The sequence below is a fragment of the Arenimonas metalli CF5-1 genome, from assembly GCF_000747155.1.
Lineage (GTDB): Bacteria > Pseudomonadota > Gammaproteobacteria > Xanthomonadales > Xanthomonadaceae > Arenimonas > Arenimonas metalli.
In genome coordinates, this window is the sequence record NZ_AVCK01000012.1 from 211964 (window position 1) to 229193 (window position 17230).

The window sequence follows — 17230 nt, forward strand, 5'->3', positions numbered from 1 at the left end:
CGGGCCTCAGCCCAGCTTGCCGATGATGTTGGCGCCCGCGGTCCAGACGCCGATCGCGGTGCCTAGGCTGGTCAGGAAGAAGTTCACGAGCACGCGCGCGACGCGGTTGCGCCACCAGCCCGACAGCTTGCCGGTATCGTCGCGCAGCCGCAGGAAGTCGGCGTAGGTCGGCTTGCGCACCCAGGCCTCGACCGCGGCGCTGACGGTGCCCGAGGCGAGGGCGGGGTGCAGCGGCGTCAGCGGCGACGAGATGAAGGCCGCCAGGATGCTCAGCGGATGGCCGCCGGCGGCAAGGCAACCCAGCGCACCGCCGATGCCGGTGATCAGCACCCACTGCAGCACCAGTTCGCCGCCCAGCTCGGCGCCGCCCTGCCAGAAGCCCCAGGCGAAGCCACCGAACAGGAACACGACCAGCAGGATCGTGAACCACGGGATATTGCTGCCGGCAGGGACGGCGTCCAGTTCGGCCAGCACGGGCGCCGGGGCCGCGACGTCGTCGCGCAGATGCTGTTCGAGGCCCTTGAGGTGGCCGGCGCCGACCACGGCCAGGACGTCGCGGGCGCCCTCCGCGCCGACCTGGCGCAGGCGGTTGGCCATGTAGACGTCGCGCTCGGCGATCACCGCGCGATACAGCGGCGGGCTGCCGGCGGCGAATTCGCCGAAGCTCGATTCCAGGTAGTCGCCCTGCTTGAGTTTCTCGATCTCGCCGGCCTCGACTTCGTCGTCGGCCAGCAGGCTGGCGCCCAGGCCCGCGATCAGCTTCGTGCGGCCCCAGAAACCGAGGCCCGCGAAGGCGCGCTTGAGCGTGGTGCCGACGTCGCGGTCGATCAGCGAAAGCCGCAGCCCGCGCGCTTCGGCGCCGACCGCGGCGGCCTTGAGCTCCGCGCCCGGCTCGACGCCCAGCTGCTCGGCGAGGCGCCGCTGGTAGGCGGCGAGCGCGAGGTTGCCCGCGACCAGGCCGGTCTTGCCTTCGCGCAGGATCTGGAACAGGTCGAGCTTGGCCAGCGCGTCCGGGTCGGTCATCGCCCGGTGGCGCTGGGCGTCCAGCTCCACCGCGATGGTGTCGTAGCGGCCGGTGGCCAGCGCGGCCTCGACCGCGTCGACGCTGGCGCGCGAGACGTGGGCCGTGCCCAGCAGCGTGTAGCGCACGCCCTCGCGCTCGACGATGGCGTGCGGCTGGTCATGCAGGCCGTCGTAGCCGGCCTCGGTGGAAATGTTCAATCGCGGTACCGCCTGAGCAGGTCCTGGTAGGCATCGATGCGGCGGTCGCGCAGGAAGGGCCAGATGCGGCGCACCTGCTCGCTGCGGCCCAGGTCGACCTCGGCCAGCAGTACTTCGGCGTCGTCGGTGCCGGCTTCGGCGATGAATTCGCCCTGCGGGCCCAGCACGTGGCTCGAGCCCCAGAAGCGGATGCCCGAGGCGCCCACGGCTTTCTCGGAAGCCAGGGGCGAGGGCTCATGGCCGATGCGGTTGCAGCTGAGTACCGGCAGGCCGTTGGCGACCGCATGGCCGCGGTGGCTGAGCAGCCAGGCGCCGCGCTGGCGGTCCTTTTCGTCCTGGGCGTCGTCCGGGTCCCAGCCGATCGCGGTGGGGTAGAGCAGCAGGTCGGCGCCGGCGAGCGCCATCAGGCGCGCGGCCTCCGGATACCACTGGTCCCAGCACACCAGCACGCCGAGCCGGCCGACCGAGGTGTTGATCGGCTCGAAGCCCAGGTCGCCCGGCGTGAAGTAGAACTTCTCGTAGAAGCCCGGGTCGTCGGGGATGTGCATCTTGCGGTACTTGCCGGCGATGCTGCCGTCGGTTTCGAAGACGACCGCGGTGTTGTGGTACAGCCCGGCGGCGCGGCGCTCGAACAGCGACGACACCAGCACCACGCCGTGCTTCTTCGCCAGCGCGCCCAGGCGCTCGGTGCTCGGGCCCGGGATCGGCTCGGCGCGGTCGAACTCGTGGGTGGACTCGTGCTGGCAGAAGTAGGCGCCGTTGTGCAGTTCTTGCAGCAGCACCAGCTTGGCCCCACGCGAGGCCGCTTCGGCGACGCGGGTCTCGATGTTGGCGAGGTTGGCTTCGACGCTGCCTTGGTCGCGGTCCTGCACCAGGGCGACGGTGAGGGATTTCTTGCTCATGCCAGCAGGCCTTCGGGAAGTTGCATGGTGACGCAGTGCAGGCTGCCGTTCTGCCAGATCAGCGGGCGGCAGTCGATGCGGACGATCTCGCGGCCGGGGAAGGCGCGCGCCAGTACCGCCGCGGCCTCGGCATCGGCGGCATCGCCGTAGGCCGGCATCAGCACGGCGCCATTGATGATCAGGAAGTTGGCGTAGGACGCGGCCAGGCGCCGGCCTTCGTCCAGAATCGGGCGCGCCCACGGCAGCGGGAACAGGCGGTAGGGCTTGCCGTCCGGCCGGCGCAGCGCTTCGATCTCGGCGGCCATGGCCTGCAGCGGGGCGTAATGGGTGTCCGCTTCGTCGTCGCAGGCCTGGAACACGATGGCCTCGGGGCCGGCGAAGCGGGCGAGGGTGTCGATGTGGGCGTCGGTGTCGTCGCCCTCGAGGTAGCCGTGGAAGAGCCACAGCGTGCGCTCCTGCACCAGCGCCTTCTCGAGCGTGGCGGTGATCTCGGCGCGCGACTTGTCCGGGTGGCGCTCGTGCAGGCAGGTCCAGGTGCTGAGCAGGGTGCCGGCGCCGTCGGTCTCGATGCCGCCGCCTTCCAGCGCGAAATCGATGCGCTGGTGCCGCGCCGGCGCCAGCAGGCCCGAGGCGTGCAGCTTGCCGACCAGCTGGTCGTCGAGGCCGGCTTCGAACTTGCCGCCCCAGGCGGTGAAGTGGAAGTCGAGCAGGCGGAAGCCGCCGCCCTCGCGCAGCGTGATCGGGCCCGAGTCGCGCAGCCAGGTGTCGTCGTACGGCACTTCGAAGAAGCGCACGCGGCCCAGGTCGACGCCGGCGGCCTCCAGCAGCGCGCCGGCACGCGCCTTCAGGGCGGCGTCGGCGACGCAGACCAGGGCGGGCTGGAAGCGGGCGATCGCCGCGACCAGGGCGACGTAGGTCCGCTCGACGCCTTCCAGGCGAGGCGCCCAGTCGGTGCCTTCATGCGGCCAAGCGAGCAGGACGGCGGATTGGGGTTCCCATTCCGCCGGGAAGCGCAGGTTGTTCGGCATCGTGGCTTACTGGACGGGCTTGGGGCCGGCCTCGGTCGGGGTCGCCTTGATGGCCACGGCGTCCACCACGTGGCTGTGCTCGAAGTAGACCGAGTAGCCGGCGTAATCCCAGCGGGTGATCGGCGGGTTGTGGGCGCGGTCGCCCGGGCCGGCGACGGGGGCGTGCTTCTGCTGCGGGGCGCCGAACTTGGCTTCGACCTGGGCCATGGTCTGGCCACGGGCCGGCATCGACTGGCTGGCTTCGGCCTGCACGCGCTCGACCAGCAGCGTGTCGGCCTGGGCGGGCGCCTGCAGCAGCAGGCCGGCGGTCAGGGCGAGGGAAAGGGTCAGGGCCTTCATGGTCCACCTCCACGGTCGTCGGGATGACGGGTAGGCCGGGGATCATCGCAAAACCCGCGCGGGCGCGCCATGTCCCGGCCGGGCGGCGCGCCGGCGAGGGCCGGAAACGAAAACGCCGGCTTTCGCCGGCGCTTCGATCAACCCAGGCGGCCTGCGCTCAGCGCTGGCGGGCCTTGAAACGCGGGTTGGACTTGCAGATCACGAAGACCTTGCCGCGGCGGCGCACGACCTTGCAGTCGCGATGGCGGGTCTTCGCCGACTTCAGGGACGAGAGCACTTTCATGGCAGTTCCTTGGAATGGGGTTGGGGCGATAAAGAAGCGGGAGTATAGCCCACTCGAAAACCGCTTGCAATACAACCCGTTGGCTGCCTGTAGGAGGGCCTCCAGGCCCGAAGCCCTTGGCCGAAAAGCTTCGGGCCTGAAGGCCCTCCTACAGGCCATCCCGCAAGGGCGGTCAGCGCAGGTAGGCCTGGGTGAGGGTGTTGAGGTGGACGCGCTCGGCATCGCGGAGCAGGGGGGAGAGCAGCATCATCACCTGGACGATGCCGCTGCGGATGGCCTCGTCCTCGTCCTTGTCGCCGCGGACGCTGGCGTAGTTCATCCAGAAGGTGGCGATGACCAGGATGTTGGTGGCCGTGGCCTCGACCTCGGCGGCCGAGGCCCGCATCACCCCGGCCTGGACCAGGCCCTTCATGCCCGAGGACGCGCCGTCGGCCGCCCGCTTCAGGATCCGGGCGAAGCGCAGGCGCAGGCGCCGGTTGCGGCTGAGGATGTCCACCAGGTCCCGGTACAGGAACCGGTACTCCCAGATGCACTCGAACACCAGGTGCAGCTGAAGCCAGATGTCCTCCAGGTCCCGCAGCCGGCTGTCGGGCGACACCAGGGCCGTGTCCATGCGCTCTTCGTAGCGCTGGAACAGCTGCTCGATGATGTCGTCCTTGTTCCGGAAGTGGTAGTAGAGGTTGCCCGGGCTGATCTCCAGCTCGTCGGCGATGTGGTTGGTCGTGACGTTCGGCTCGCCCTGCTGGTTGAACATGCGCAGGGCGGTGTCGAGGATCCGCTGGCGGGTCTGGCGGGCCATGGGGCGGCCTCAGCCGCGCAGTTTCTTCACGAGGTCGACGTACTTCTTCATCGCGTCCTCGGGCTTGGTGCCGGCCAGCTTCTCCCAGGCCTCGTACTTGGCGGTGCCCACGAAATCGAAGAAGCCGGGCTTGGGCCCGCTGACGTCGCCTTCCGAGCCCTGCTTGTACAGGCCGTAGAGCCGCAGCATGGTGTCGTTGTCGGGCCGCTCGGCCAGGTTCATCACGTCCTGCGCGGCCTTCTGGAACTGTTCTTTCAGGTCTGCCATTTCTTGCCCCCGGGTTGAACCCCGGGTGATATCACGGCCCCCCGGGACGGTCAACGCGACGTTTGCCGGCGCGCGGGCGGTCTGGCAAGTTAGGCGAAGGGAGACCGTCCAGCCGGGCGGTCCGGGGCACAGGGCAGGGAGAGGTCATGAGCTATTTCGTCACCGGCGCCACCGGTTTCATCGGGCGCTATCTGGTCAGCAACCTGCTCAAGCGCAAGGGCACCGTGCACGTGCTGGTCCGCAAGGGCTCGGAGAAGAAGCTCGAGGCCATCGCCGCCAAGATGGGCTGGGACCGCAAGCGCATCGTGCCGGTGGCGGGCGACCTGTCCAAACCGAAGCTGGGGCTGAGCGCGGCGCAGGTGAAGGCGCTGGCGGGCAAGGTGCAGCACTTCTTCCACCTCGCGGCCATCTACGACCTTTCCGCCGACGCGGCCTCGCAGCAGGTCGCCAACATCGACGGCACCCGCCACGCCATCGAACTCGCGGCCGCCATCAAGGCCGGCTGTTTCCACCACACCAGCTCCATCGCCGCGGCCGGCCTCTACCCGGGCGTGTTCCGCGAGGACATGTTCGACGAAGCCGAGGGCCTGAAGGATCCCTATCTGCGCACCAAGCACGAGTCCGAGGGCATCGTGCGCAAGGAATGCAAGGTGCCGTTCCGCATCTACCGCCCGTCCATGGTCATCGGCCATTCCAAGACCGGCGAGATCGACAAGATCGACGGCCCGTACTACCTGTTCACCCTGATCAAGAAGATGCGCCAGACGCTGCCGCAGTGGGTGCCGACGCTGGGCATCGAGGGCGGCCGCATCAACGTCGTGCCGGTGGATTTCGTCGCCGACGCAATGGACCACATCGCCCACAAGAAGGGCCTGGACGGCCAGTGCTTCCACCTGGTCGACCCGGAGCCGATGCGCTTCGGCGAGCTCATGAACACCTTCTGCCGCGCGGCGCATGCGCCGGAAATGACGATGCGCCTCGACGCCCGCATGCTGGCCGTGGTGCCGGGCGCGGTGCGCAGCGCCGTCACCAACCTGCCGCCGGTCAAGCGCTTCACCAGCATGCTGCTGCGCGACCTCAAGCTGCCGCCGGCCACGCTGGCCTTCATCACCTACCCGACGCGCTTCGACACCCGCGTGGCCGAACGCGCGCTCAAGGGCAGCAAGATCGCCGTGCCCGACCTCGAGGGCTACGCCTGGCGGATCTGGGACTACTGGGAGCGCCACCTCGACCCGGACCTGTTCGTCGACCGCACCCTGCGCGGCCACGTCGCCAACAAGGTGGTGGTGATCACCGGCGGCTCCTCGGGCATCGGCCGCGCGTCCGCCATCAAGGTGGCCGAGGCCGGCGCCAAGGTCATCATCGTCGCGCGCGGCGAGGAAGAGCTGTTCAAGACCCGCGACGAGATCATCGCCGCCGGCGGCAAGTGCTGGGCCTACACCTGCGACCTCACCGACCTGGCCAGCTGCGACGCGCTGGTCAAGACCGTGCTCGACGAGCACAAGGCCGTGGACATCCTGGTCAACAACGCCGGCCGCTCGATCCGCCGTTCGGTCGAGCTCAGCTACGACCGCTTCCACGACTACGAGCGCACCATGCAGCTGAACTACTTCGGCTGCCTGCGCCTGATCATGGGCTTCCTGCCGGTGATGACCCAGCGCCGCAAGGGCCACATCATCAACATCAGCTCGATCGGCGTGCTGGCCAGCTCGGCCCGGTTCTCGGCCTACGTGGCGTCCAAGGCCGCGCTCGACGCCTTCAGCCGCTGCGCCCAGGCCGAGTTCAGCGGCAAGAACATCGCCTTCACCACGGTCAACATGCCGCTGGTGAAGACGCCGATGATCGCGCCGACCAAGATGTACGACTCGGTGCCGACGCTCACGCCGGAAGAAGCCGCCGACCTGGTGGTCAAGGCCATCATCGAGCGTCCCAGCCGCGTCGCCACCCGCATGGGCATCTTCGCCGCCACGCTCAACGCGGTGGCGCCGAAGGCCTACGAGGTGATCATGAACACCGCGTTCGAGATGTTCCCGGACTCGGCCGCCGCCAAGGGCGACCGCAAGGCGCTCAAGGACGAGAAGCCGACCAACGAGCAGGTGGCCTTCGCGGCGCTGATGCGCGGCGTGCACTGGTGACCCCCGCGCCTCCCTCGCCATCGGGCGGGGGAGGCCTGCGGCGCCGGCTTTACTGGCACTGCCTCCAGCGCACCGGGACCGTCGAGTCCGAGGGCGGCTCGAGCTGCAGGCGCGTGTAGCGCAGTTCCTCGTACTCGACCAGGATCGCGCAGGCCTCGTTGACGATGCCGGTGTCGATGCCGTCCTCGCGCACCATGCTGACCACCATGGTGGACTGCGTGGACCAGTGCGCGCGGTTGGCCTGGTCGAGGTCGGCGACGCGGCTGGCGGCCTGGCTGCGGCGCAGCGCGCGCTCCTCGTCGCTGAGCTGGGCGACGGCCGCGAGTTCCTTCATGGCGTCGCTGGCCTGGCGCGATGCCTCGTCCTGGAACGTGGGTTCGGCCACCGGGGCGGGGGCGGGCGCCGGTGCCGCGGCGACCGTCTCCTCGCTCGCCGTCCCGGCGGCGGCCGGCGACTGGATGCTTTCAGGGATAGCGGACGGGGCGCCCGCCACGACCGGCACCGGCGCCTCGTCGACGCCCAGCTGGGCCAGGCCGAACACCACCATGCCCAGGATCAGGCTGCCCACCGCGCCCATCTGCTGGCCGCGGCGGATGCCGGCGGCGGCCTGGTGCCGGATGTCCTCGACCAGGTGCGCCGGCGCGAAGGGTTCGACCTGCGGCCAGAGGCTGCGGCCGTCCACGAGGTCGACGCCGTAGCGGCGCGCCAGGTCGCGCGCGAAGCCTTCGGCGCTGCCCAGCGTGACCAGCATGCCGCTGGTGGCGCCCTGCAGCTGCACGGCGTTGGCGAAGTCGCGGACGTTGGCTTCGCCCAGGCGGTAGGCGGTGCCGTGCTTGTAGCCCAGCAGGCAGCGCTCGTTTTCCTTGACCAGCAGGAACTCGGCGCCGCCATCGCCCGGCTGGCGGCTCGAGGGCAGCTCGGTATAGCCCTTCTCGGCCATGGCCTGCAGCACCAGGCCCGCGCACTCGCGCCATTTCATGCCGGCCAGGGCCTGCACGCCGGCGCTGTTCTCGGCCATCCGGCGGCGATGGATGCCGAACCACCAGGTGCTGGCCAGCAGCGCGATGGCGGCGGTGACGACGGCGGCGATCCAGGGGCTGACACCAAACATCCGATGGCTCCGAACTCAATCTGCGGGGGGTGCCAGAGGATAACGCGGAAAACGTGCGCCGCAGGCCCGCAACGACAAAGGCCCGGCGTGGGCCGGGCCTTTGTCTGTCACGGGAAGATGTCCGCCAGCCGGGAAGCCGCAAGGGGAGGGAGCGTACGGACTCCGGTTACTGGCTGGCGGACATGAAACGGGTCACTCGGCCTGCGGCGCTTCCGGCTTCGGGGCCTTCGGCAGCGCCGGCTTGCGGCTGGCGCGCGGCTTGGGCGCGGCCGGCTTGGCGGCCGGCTTGGCCTTGCGCGCGGCGGGCTTCGCGGCCTTGGCGGGCTTCTTCGCCGCGGCCTTCTTCGCGGCCGGCTTGACGGCCGCCTTGGCGCGCGGCGCAGCGCCGCCCTTGCCCAGCTTGCGCAGCTCGGCGTTGAGTTCGTTCACGCGGGCGTTGAGCTCGGTGAGGTCCTCGCGGCCCGGCACGCCGAGGCGGTTCAGGGCGCGCTGGACGCGGGTCTCGAACACCGACTCGAGGCGGTCCCAGGTGTCGACGGCGCGCTCGCGCACCACGCCCACGCGGTCCTCGACGGCGTCGCGCACCGCGTCCACGCGGCCGGTGGCCAGCTGGCGGGTGGTCTTCTCGATGGTCATGCCTTCCTTGACCAGCGCCTCGAACAACTTCGAGCCCTCGCCCTGGGCGCGGGTGAAGGCGCCGACGCCGGCCATCCAGATCTGCTGGGCGGACTCGACGATCGAGCGCGACATCTGTTCGGCTTTGGCCTGCAGGTCGGCGTTCGACTTCGGGGCGGCCTTCCTGGCACGCACGGTCTTCTTGAGCTTGGCCATCGCGAGGTGACTCCGTTCGGTAAGGGGTTGGGCACGACGCCCGAGTGGCGCCAATTTGCGCCGCGTGTCTAGAGCATTCACACCAACGCGCGGCGCGCCGCGCGCAGTGTTCAGCGTCGGCGTGCGGCGGCGGCGCGGCGACGGTTGGGGCGTCGCGCCTTGACGATCGATTCGACGTCGTCCAGCGCCACCCGCAGGCGCGCCGTGGCGTCGGTGGTGCGCGGGGCGATGCCCAGCCCGTCCATGATCGACAGCGACGGGTCGTCCAGCACCTCGGCCCGCAGGCGCAGGCCGTGGCGCGCCAGCACCGGGCCCAGCTGCTCGCGGCGCCGGCGCAGGTCGGCCAGGGTGGAGTGGAAGGCGTGCTCGCACACCCGCTGGCGCGAGGAATAGCTGAAGACGTTGGTGAAGAACATCTCGCCGTCGTCCTCGTTCGGTTCGAACACCACCTGGTCGGTATCCGGGTACTGCTGGGCGTACTTGGCCAGGCCGACCTGCATGCGCGACTGCAGGATGGTACGGAAGGTCTGCGACAGCACCACCGGCAAACCACCCTGGGCCAGCTTGTCCATGCCTTCCGGCGGGCGGCCGCCGCGGCTGGCGTTGAAGGGCACGAAGGGGTTGATGCCCAGCATCAGGTCGATGCCGTGGTCGAGCACCACCGAGGCGTGCATGGTCCGGCGCAGGGCGCCGTCGACGAAATGGTGGCCGCGGATGTCCACCGGCGAATACAGGCCGGGCAGGGCGGAGCTGGCCTGCACCGCGCGCGAGATGCTGACGTCGTCCCAGCCCGGGCTGCCGAAGCGCACGGCTTCGCCGCTGTCGAGGTCCACGGCGACGACGTAGAGCTTGGCCGCCAGCTCGCGGAAATCATTGCTGCGGCCGCGGATGGTGAAGACTTCGCGCAGGAAGCGCTCAATGCCGCGGTTGTCGAACAGCCCGGTCGGGATCACGCCGCCGAAGCGGCTGATCAGCTCGCTCAGGTGCGAGCCGGTCGGGTCGGTGAGCACGTCCTTCCACCAGTCGAAGGCGAGCCGGGGCAGGGCGGCCGCGCGTCGCGCGTATTCCAGGAACGCCGGGCGCAGGAACATCTCGGGCCGGAACTTGACCTGGTCGCTGTCGCCGGTGATGAAGATGCGGCACATCTCGGCGGTGTCGAGCCGGTTGGCCAGGCCCGCGGCCAGGAAGGCGCCCGAGCTCACGCCGACGTAGACCTCGAGCTTGGTCAGGTCCAGGCCTTCGATGGCGACGTCCAGGGCGCGCAGCGCGCCCAGTTCATACATGCCGCCGATCGGCCCGCCGCCGGCGATGGCGAGGCCGATCCGGCCCTCGCTGGGCTGGCGGCGCTTCCGGGCGGGCTGCAGAACTAGCATGCTATGGGGGAACTCCTACGAAGGCGCGGCGATTGTAGCCCGCCCCAGACCCCGGACAAGTGTGAGCGATCGCAGTTCCTTACCCGGCCTTCACGGGCCACGGTGCGCAGCGTGAGCGCCTCGCCCCTGCGCCAGAAACTGGCCCGGCGCCTGGCCTGGCAGCGCGACGTGCACGACCCGGTCCGCGACCCGCGCAACCGGCTGCCGGTGCTGGCGCGGCTGCGCGCCTGGCAGACGCGGCGGCTGGCGGCGAGCTTCGAGGATTTCCTGGCCAACCCGCGGATGCGGCCGGCGGCCGAGTTCTTCCTCAGCGACCTCTACGGGGAGAAGGACTTCTCGGCCCGCGACCGCGACGTGGCGCGGATCATGCCGCTGATGTCCCGCCTGCTTCCCGACACCTTGCTCGAGGCGGCCGCCGATGCGATCGGGCTGGCCGTGCTCAGCCATGCCTTCGACCTGCGGATGGCCGAGCAGCTGGCGCGCCGCAAGGCGCCGGAGGCCGAGATCACGCTGGCCGACTACGGCGTCGCCTACCGCGCCGTCGGCCTGCCGCGGCTGCGGCGGCTGCAGATCGAGCTGATCCTGGGCGTGGGCTGGACCCTGGACGGTGCGGTGCACCAGCGGGGCGTGTTCAAGCTGCTGCGGGCGTCGCGGCTGCCGGCGCGGGCGGCCGGGCTGTCGGAGCTGCAGGGGTTCCTGGAGCGCGGCTTCGGGGCGTTCGAGGCGCTCGACGGCGCCGGCGAATTCCTCGAGGCCATCGGCCACCGCGAGCGCCAGGCCTCGGCCCGGTTGTTCGCCGGCGACCCGGACCCGTTCGCGACCGGCGCTAGCCGAACTCCTCGTCGAGGTAGCGCTGGATCTCGCGCTCGATCGGGCCCTTGATGGCGCCGAGCAGGAAGCCCAGCGTCGCGGTGACGTGGATGTCCTTGGGGCTGACGGCGATGTGGCCGTCGACGCCGCCGCGCGAGAACTCCATCGTGTTGCCGTTCCACCCGTACTCGACGTCGAACTTCTCGGCGATGTGCTCGGCGACGCGCTCGATGGCGGCGCGGGCTTCCTTGAGCGGACGCGAATGGCTGCGGCGGATATCGATATTGGACATGGGTGCCCTCCTCGGCGGCCTATTCTGCGTTGCTTTGGCGTAACCACCAAGGGCGAGGCCGCAGCCTGCCATGTTAGATTCGCGGCCGGAGGATCCTGATGCAGTTGACGTTCCCCAACGGTGAGCACGCCAACGTGGCCCTTCGGGGGGAAGTGATCGTGGGCAGCCGCGCCGGCAGCCGGGTCTGCCTGCCCGACGCCGGCCTCGCGCCCCACCACGCCAGTTTCCAGCGCGACCGCCGCGGCCTTTGGCTGCGGGTGCCCGCCGGCGTCCACGGCGTCCACCTCAACGCCCGCCCGGTGCGCCGCCTGGCCCAGCTGCGTCCCGGCGACCTCGTCTGCCTGGACAAGGTGCGGGTGGTGGTGCGCGCCGATGACGAGCCGGCCATCGAGCGCCGCATCCCGGCCACCGCGCCGGTGGCGATGAGCGAGGCGCAGCGGGTCGCCGCCGCCCGCGTGGTGCTGCGCGGGCTGTCGGGCCAGCACTATGGCCGCAGCTACACGCTGACCGAACCCCGCCTGATCGGCCGCTCGGCGTCGGCCGACATCCGCCTCGATGACGCCGGTGTCGCCGAACGCCATGCCGTGGTCGAGCTGCACGCCGATCGCGTGGTGCTGCGCGCCATGGGTAACGACGCCAGCCTGGTGAACGGCGTGCCGGTGCTTGACGCCGTGCTGTCGCCGGGCGACCAGGTGGTCATCGACCAGCACCGCTTCCAGCTCGAGGCGCCCGGGCTGCCGTTGCGCGGCCAGATGGACGCCGCCAAGCCAGCCACGACCACCCACACGCAGACGATGAAGGCCGTGCGGGTGCCCGTGGCGCGTGACCCGGTGCCGGCGCCCGAGCCGGCGGCGATCGAACCACCGCGCAAGGATCCCGGCGCGCTGTGGTGGCTGATCGCCGCGGCCACCGTGCTGGCCGCGGCGCTGACCGCGCTGCTGGTCTACGCGCCGCGCGCCGGCGCCTGAGTCGCCGGGCGGCGCAGCCGCCACCAGAGCCGGAGGCCGAGCAGGCCGGCCAGGATCGCGGCGTAGACAAGCGGCTCGCGCAGGTCCGACTTCACCAGCCAGAGGAAATGCAGCACGGCCAGGACGCCGATCGCGTAGACCAGCCGGTGCAGCTGCGCCCAGCGTCGTCCCAGCCGCCGCATCCAGCCGCGGGTGGACGTGAACGCCAGCGGCACCAGCAGCAGCCAGGCCGCGAAACCCACGGTGATGTAGGGCCGCTTGACGATGTCCTCGAAGATCTGGGTCCAGAACCCCTGCAGGTCCAGCACCAGGAACACCGCCAGGTGCAGGCAGGCATAGAAGAAGGCGTACAGCCCCACCAGGCGCCGGAACCGGATCGGCCAGGCCTGCCCGGTCAACCGCCGCAGCGGCGTCAGCGCCAGCCCGAGCAGCAGCAGGCGCAGGGCCCACTCGCCGGTGGCGTGGGTCAGCGCCGCCACGGGGTCGGCGCCCAGGCCGTCGCCGACGACGCCGCGCACCAGCCAGGCCAGCGGCAGCAGGGCCAGCGCGTGCGCCAGCGCCTTCAGCCCGACCCAGCGCCAGTCGACGCCGCCGCGCGCTAGTACCACTGGCGCAGGTCCATGCCCGCATAGAGGCCGGCGACCTGGTCGCCGTAGCCGTTGAAGGGCAGGGTGGGGATGCGCTCGGCGAAGAGCTTGCTGGCGGTGCCGGCGATCCGGCGCTCGCTGCGCTGGCTCCAGCGCGGGTGGTCGACGTCGGGGTTCACGTTGGAATAGAAGCCGTATTCCTCCGGCTGCAGCATGTTCCAGCTGGTCGGCGGCATCGCCTCGGTGAAGTCGATGCGGATGATCGACTTGATGCTCTTGAAGCCGTACTTCCAGGGCACCACCAGGCGCAGCGGCGCGCCGTTCTGGTTCGGCAGCGGCTTGCCGTACATGCCGGTGGCCAGCAGGGTGAGCGGGTGCATGGCCTCGTCCATGCGCAGGCCCTCGCGGTAGGGCCAGTCGATGGACGGATAGCGCAGGCCCGGCATCTGGCGCGGATCGGCCAGGGTGGTGAAGGCGACGTACTTCGCGCGCGAGGTGGGCTTGAAGCGCTTGAGCACCTCGCCCAGCGGCAGGCCCTGCCACGGGATCACCATCGACCAGCCCTCGACGCAGCGCAGGCGGTAGGTGCGGTCCTGCACCGCGGTGATCTTGAGCAGGTCCTCGAGCGGGAAGGTGCCGGTGACCTCGGCCTCGCCGCCGACCACCACCGACCAGGGCGACGGCTCCAGCGTGCCGGCGTAGCGCGCCGGGTCGGCCTTGCCGGTGCCGAACTCGTAGAAGTTGTTGTAGCTGCTCGCGTCCTCGAAGCGCGTGAGCTCCTCGCTGCCGGGCGCCGCGCCGCTGGCCCCGGCGGCGGCCGTCGCGGCCGGCGCAGGAGTGCCGGCATCCTCCGCCCCGGCGCAGCCGGCGAGTGCGAGCAGCGGGCTGGCCAGGCCCAGCTGCATCAGCTGGCGGCGGGCCCGGTACACCGGCTCGGGCGTGATCAGGTGGGCGGGCAGGTCGGGCAGTTTGGTCTTCACGCGCGGGTCTCCAGCGGGGCCCATCCGGGCCGGTTTCGGTGGCTATACTCCTGACCAGAGGGGGCCACCGGGGAAAAGGATGCGCCTGGTCGACGCGTTCGCTTCATCGGAAAGCGTGGTCGCGGTCATGCGGGCCGCGGACGGCGTGTTCCTGGCGGTGAACGATGCCTTCGAGCGTAGCACCGGCTACCGTCGCGACCAGGTGACAGGGCGCCTGCCGGTGGAAGTGGGCCTGTGGCCCGAACCCGATTTCCGCGCCCGCCTCTGGAGCCTGCTGCGCGCCGACCGCCGCATCTCGGCCTTGCCCATGCGCCTGGCCCGCGCCGACGGGCGCATCGTCCCGGGTCATCTTTCGGTCGAGTTCGCCACCGAGGACGGCGAGCCGGTGCTGTTCTGCCTGCTGACCCTGCTGCCCGAGGACACGCCGGTGGAAGGGCCCGGGCCCGACAACGCGCTCTACCGCTCGCTGTACCTGGCCGCGTCCGAGGGCATCTACCGCAGCCTGCCCAACGGCGGCTTCCTCGACGTGAACCCGGCGATGGCGCGCCTGCTGGGCTACGACTCGCCACGCCAGCTGCTCGATGAACTCTCGCGCGACACCGACCACCTCTACGCCGACCCGGGCCAGGCCGAAGCCTTCCGGCAGCAGCTGCTGGCCGGCGGGCGGCTGGAGCGCCAGCGCGCCCGCGTGCACCGGCGCGACGGCCGCATCATCTGGATCAGCGAGAACGCCCGCGCCATCCGCGACGCCGGCGGCGCCGTGCGGTTCTTCGAGGGCTCGCTGGTGGACATCACCTCCCAGGTCGAGGCCGAGCAGGCGCTGCGGCAGTCGCAGGCGCTTTACCAGGTGCTGGTGGAGAACAGCCGCGACGGCGTGTTCCTGATCCAGCGCGGCCGCATCGTGTTCGCGAACGGGGCGATGGAACGGATCCTGGGCTACGGCGCCGGCGAGCTGCAGGGCGGCGAATACATGGCCCTGGTCGATCCGGTCGACCGGGACGCGCAGGCGGGCCGCCGGGCCGAGCGCGAGGCCGGCTCGCGCAGCGCGCAGGTCTACGAGATCCACCTGCGGCGCAAGTCGGGCGAACGCATCCTGTGCGAGGTGCGCGCCGACGCCGTCGAGTACCAGGGCGACATCGCCTCCACCGGCACGCTGCGCGACGTCACCGAGGACCGCCGGCGCCAGCGCGCGATCGCCGAGGCGGAGCGGCGCTACCGCGAGCTGTTCGAAAGCTCGCCGGCCGGCCTGTTCCGCACCAGCCTCGACGGACGGATCATGGAGGTGAACCCGGTGATGGCCGGCATCCTCGGCTACGACAGCCCGGAGCAGCTCAAGGCCCGGGTGCCGGATATGGGCGCTGTCTACGTCGATCCCGGCGAGCGCGAGGGCCTGGTGGCGCGGGCGGTGCGCGACGGCGCCTTCAGCCACCACGAAACCCGGGTGCGCACCCGCGGCGGCGGCGAGAAGTGGGTCAGCGCCAGCGTGCTGCTGATCCGCGACGAGGCCGGCAACCCGGTGCATTTCACCGGCTCGGTGCTCGACATCGACGAGCACCACGCGATGCAGCAGGCCCTGCAGCGCTCCGAAGGCAAGTACCGCACCCTGGTCGAGCACAGCCAGGTCGGCGTGTTCATCATGCGCGACGAGGTCTACACCTACGCCAACCAGGCGCTGTCGGCGATGCTGGGCCTCGAGGACGGGGCGCTGGAGGGGCGCAACTACCGCGAGATCATGGCGCCCGAATCGGTGCCGCAATCGGAACTGCGCGACCGCCAGCGGCGCGAAGGCCAGGCGGTGGCGCCGGACTTCGAGACCTGCCTGCTGCACCGCGATGGCCGGCGCGTGCACGTGCGGGTGAGCATCGGGCCCGTGCTTCTCGATGGCGTCGAGCACCTCACCGGCACCGTGCTCGACATCACCCGGCAGCGCGAGGCCGAGCAGCGCCTGCGCTTCCACGCCACCCACGACCCGCTGACCGGCCTGCCCAACCGCATGCTGTTCAACCAGCGGCTGGCCGAGGCGATGCTGCAGGTCAGCCAGGCCAGCGACCGGCGGCGCCGGCGCTATGCGGTGCTGTTCCTGGACCTGGATGGCTTCAAGTGGGTCAATGACAGCCTCGGCCATGGTGCCGGCGACCGCCTGCTGTGCGAGATCGCGCGCCGGCTCGAGGACGGCCTGCTCGAGGACGTGCTGATCGCCCGCTACGGCGGCGACGAGTTCACCCTGCTGCCGGACGGCGACTGCGACCACGACCGCGCGGTGGAGATCGCCCGCCGCGTGCTGCGGCTGTTCGAGCAGCCCTTCGACATCGGCGGCCAGCAGGTGTTCTCGGCCGCCAGCCTGGGCATCGTGATCGGCCGCCGCGAATACGCCTCGCCCGACCAGGTGCTGCGCGACGCCGACACCGCGATGTACCGGGCCAAGGCCGCCGGCAAGTCCGGCTTCGTGATCTTCGACGAGGGCATGCACCAGGAGGCGCTGGCGCGGCTGCAGCTCGAGACCGACTTCCGGCTGGCCTTCGAGCGCGCCGAGTTCCGGCTGCACTACCAGCCGATCATCGAACTGGCCAGCGGCCGCCTGGTCGGCGCCGAGGCGCTGGTGCGCTGGCGCCACCCGACCCGCGGGCTGCTGCCGCCGGCCGAGTTCCTCGGGATCGCCGAAGAAACCGGGCTGATCGTCGACATGGATGCTTGGGCCCTGCGCGAGGCCTGCCGCCAGCTGGGCGAGTGGCGCCGGCGCTATCCGGAGCTGGGCCAGCTGAGCATGAACGTCAACGTGGACGAGCGGCAGATGGTGTCGCCCGAGATCGTCGAGGAGGTGTTCCGGCTGATCCAGGAGCACCAGCTGCCGCCGGCCTCGCTGCGGCTCGAGGTCACCGAGACCGCCTTCCGCGCCGGCCGCGGCCAGGCCGAGGAACGCCTGCTGTCGCTCAAGGCGCTGGGCGTCGGGCTGGTGGTGGACGACTTCGGCACCGGCTACTCGTCGCTGGAGTCGTTCGCGGCCTCGCCGTTCGATGCGCTGAAGATGGACCAGGTGTTCATCCGCGACATCGAGACCAACCGCCGGCACCGCGCCATCGTCCGCACCATCACCGGTTTCGCCGACGAACTGGGCCTGGCGCTGACGGCCGAAGGCATCGAGACGGAGGGCCAGCGGGCGCTGCTCGAGTCGGTCGGGTGCCAGTTCGGGCAGGGTTACCTGTTCTCGCGCGCGCTGCCGGCGGAGCAGTTCGAGCAAAAGCTCTTGGCGAGTGCGCGCATCGTCGGCTGAGCTGCTTCCGAGGCGCGGTTTCGCCGTGCTAGC

The 17230-nt window shown here is 70.8% G+C and carries 17 protein-coding genes; 4 read left to right on the top strand and 13 right to left on the bottom strand.

Going from position 1 to position 17230, the window contains the following annotated elements; genetic code table 11:
* Nucleotides 1-6: 6 nt before the first annotated feature.
* The 7 genes from N787_RS04620 to N787_RS04650 form a co-directional block, all read right to left on the bottom strand.
* Nucleotides 7-1221 (bottom strand): TraB/GumN family protein, encoded by a 1215-nt coding sequence (locus N787_RS04620; protein WP_034211072.1) that lies wholly within the window; start codon nt 1219-1221, stop codon nt 7-9.
* Complete coding sequence (locus tag N787_RS04625) at nt 1218-2123, bottom strand: carbon-nitrogen hydrolase (RefSeq protein WP_034211074.1); 906 nt, start codon at nt 2121-2123, stop codon at nt 1218-1220. The genes N787_RS04620 and N787_RS04625 overlap by 4 nt, the downstream gene beginning before the upstream one ends.
* A complete protein-coding gene (locus N787_RS04630; RefSeq protein WP_034211076.1) occupies nt 2120-3151 on the bottom strand; it encodes an agmatine deiminase family protein in 1032 nt (343 codons plus the stop codon). The genes N787_RS04625 and N787_RS04630 overlap by 4 nt, the downstream gene beginning before the upstream one ends.
* A gap of 6 nt (nt 3152-3157) precedes the next feature.
* Nucleotides 3158-3490 carry a hypothetical protein gene (locus N787_RS04635; RefSeq protein WP_034211077.1) on the bottom strand — a complete coding sequence of 111 codons (333 nt, stop codon included), beginning with the start codon at nt 3488-3490 and terminating at the stop codon, nt 3158-3160.
* Between the two features lie 157 nt (nt 3491-3647).
* On the bottom strand, nt 3648-3773 hold the full coding sequence (gene ykgO, locus N787_RS04640; protein WP_005913193.1) for a type B 50S ribosomal protein L36: 126 nt from the start codon (nt 3771-3773) through the stop codon (nt 3648-3650).
* 172 nt (nt 3774-3945) lie between these two features.
* The gene (locus N787_RS04645) at nt 3946-4572 is read right to left on the bottom strand and encodes a TetR/AcrR family transcriptional regulator (RefSeq protein ID WP_034211078.1); all 627 of its coding nucleotides are present in this window, start codon (nt 4570-4572) and stop codon (nt 3946-3948) included.
* Between the two features lie 9 nt (nt 4573-4581).
* Nucleotides 4582-4839 (bottom strand): acyl-CoA-binding protein, encoded by a 258-nt coding sequence (locus N787_RS04650; RefSeq protein WP_034211080.1) that lies wholly within the window; start codon nt 4837-4839, stop codon nt 4582-4584.
* Nucleotides 4840-4985: 146 nt separating this feature from the next.
* On the opposite strand from N787_RS04650, the gene N787_RS04655 reads away from it, so the two are divergent.
* A complete protein-coding gene (locus N787_RS04655) occupies nt 4986-6974 on the top strand; it encodes an SDR family oxidoreductase (protein WP_034211082.1) in 1989 nt (662 codons plus the stop codon).
* A 49-nt stretch (nt 6975-7023) separates the two neighbouring features.
* Here the strand turns inward: N787_RS04655 and N787_RS04660 are convergent, their stop codons facing one another.
* From N787_RS04660 to N787_RS04670, 3 genes are all read right to left on the bottom strand, one after another.
* Complete coding sequence (locus N787_RS04660; protein WP_034211083.1) at nt 7024-8085, bottom strand: restriction endonuclease; 1062 nt, start codon at nt 8083-8085, stop codon at nt 7024-7026.
* A gap of 192 nt (nt 8086-8277) precedes the next feature.
* Nucleotides 8278-8916 carry a phasin family protein gene (locus N787_RS04665; RefSeq protein WP_034211085.1) on the bottom strand — a complete coding sequence of 213 codons (639 nt, stop codon included), beginning with the start codon at nt 8914-8916 and terminating at the stop codon, nt 8278-8280.
* A gap of 110 nt (nt 8917-9026) precedes the next feature.
* The gene (locus N787_RS04670) at nt 9027-10289 is read right to left on the bottom strand and encodes a patatin-like phospholipase family protein (protein ID WP_034211087.1); all 1263 of its coding nucleotides are present in this window, start codon (nt 10287-10289) and stop codon (nt 9027-9029) included.
* A 111-nt stretch (nt 10290-10400) separates the two neighbouring features.
* Here N787_RS04670 and N787_RS04675 point away from each other — a divergent pair, with 111 nt between their 5' ends.
* On the top strand, nt 10401-11171 hold the full coding sequence (locus tag N787_RS04675; RefSeq protein ID WP_034211439.1) for a DUF8198 family protein: 771 nt from the start codon (nt 10401-10403) through the stop codon (nt 11169-11171).
* Here N787_RS04675 and N787_RS04680 read toward each other — a convergent pair.
* Nucleotides 11116-11391: a polyhydroxyalkanoic acid system family protein gene (locus N787_RS04680; protein ID WP_034211089.1), complete on the bottom strand. Its 276-nt coding sequence runs from the start codon at nt 11389-11391 to the stop codon at nt 11116-11118. The two genes, N787_RS04675 and N787_RS04680, sit on opposite strands and share 56 nt — an antisense overlap.
* 98 nt (nt 11392-11489) lie before the next feature.
* Between N787_RS04680 and N787_RS04685 the strand changes: the two genes are divergently transcribed.
* Nucleotides 11490-12359: an FHA domain-containing protein gene (locus N787_RS04685; RefSeq protein ID WP_034211091.1), complete on the top strand. Its 870-nt coding sequence runs from the start codon at nt 11490-11492 to the stop codon at nt 12357-12359.
* Here the strand turns inward: N787_RS04685 and N787_RS04690 are convergent.
* Both N787_RS04690 and msrP read right to left on the bottom strand, forming a co-directional pair.
* Nucleotides 12335-12967 carry a protein-methionine-sulfoxide reductase heme-binding subunit MsrQ gene (locus N787_RS04690; RefSeq protein ID WP_084590619.1) on the bottom strand — a complete coding sequence of 211 codons (633 nt, stop codon included), beginning with the start codon at nt 12965-12967 and terminating at the stop codon, nt 12335-12337. The genes N787_RS04685 and N787_RS04690 overlap by 25 nt on opposite strands.
* Nucleotides 12958-13851 carry a protein-methionine-sulfoxide reductase catalytic subunit MsrP gene (msrP, locus tag N787_RS04695; RefSeq protein WP_425387848.1) on the bottom strand — a complete coding sequence of 298 codons (894 nt, stop codon included), beginning with the start codon at nt 13849-13851 and terminating at the stop codon, nt 12958-12960. The genes N787_RS04690 and msrP overlap by 10 nt, the downstream gene beginning before the upstream one ends.
* A gap of 154 nt (nt 13852-14005) precedes the next feature.
* On the opposite strand from msrP, the gene N787_RS14235 reads away from it, so the two are divergent.
* Nucleotides 14006-17197 (top strand): PAS domain S-box protein, encoded by a 3192-nt coding sequence (locus N787_RS14235; RefSeq protein ID WP_052575129.1) that lies wholly within the window; start codon nt 14006-14008, stop codon nt 17195-17197.
* The last annotated feature ends 33 nt before the right edge of the window (nt 17198-17230 follow it).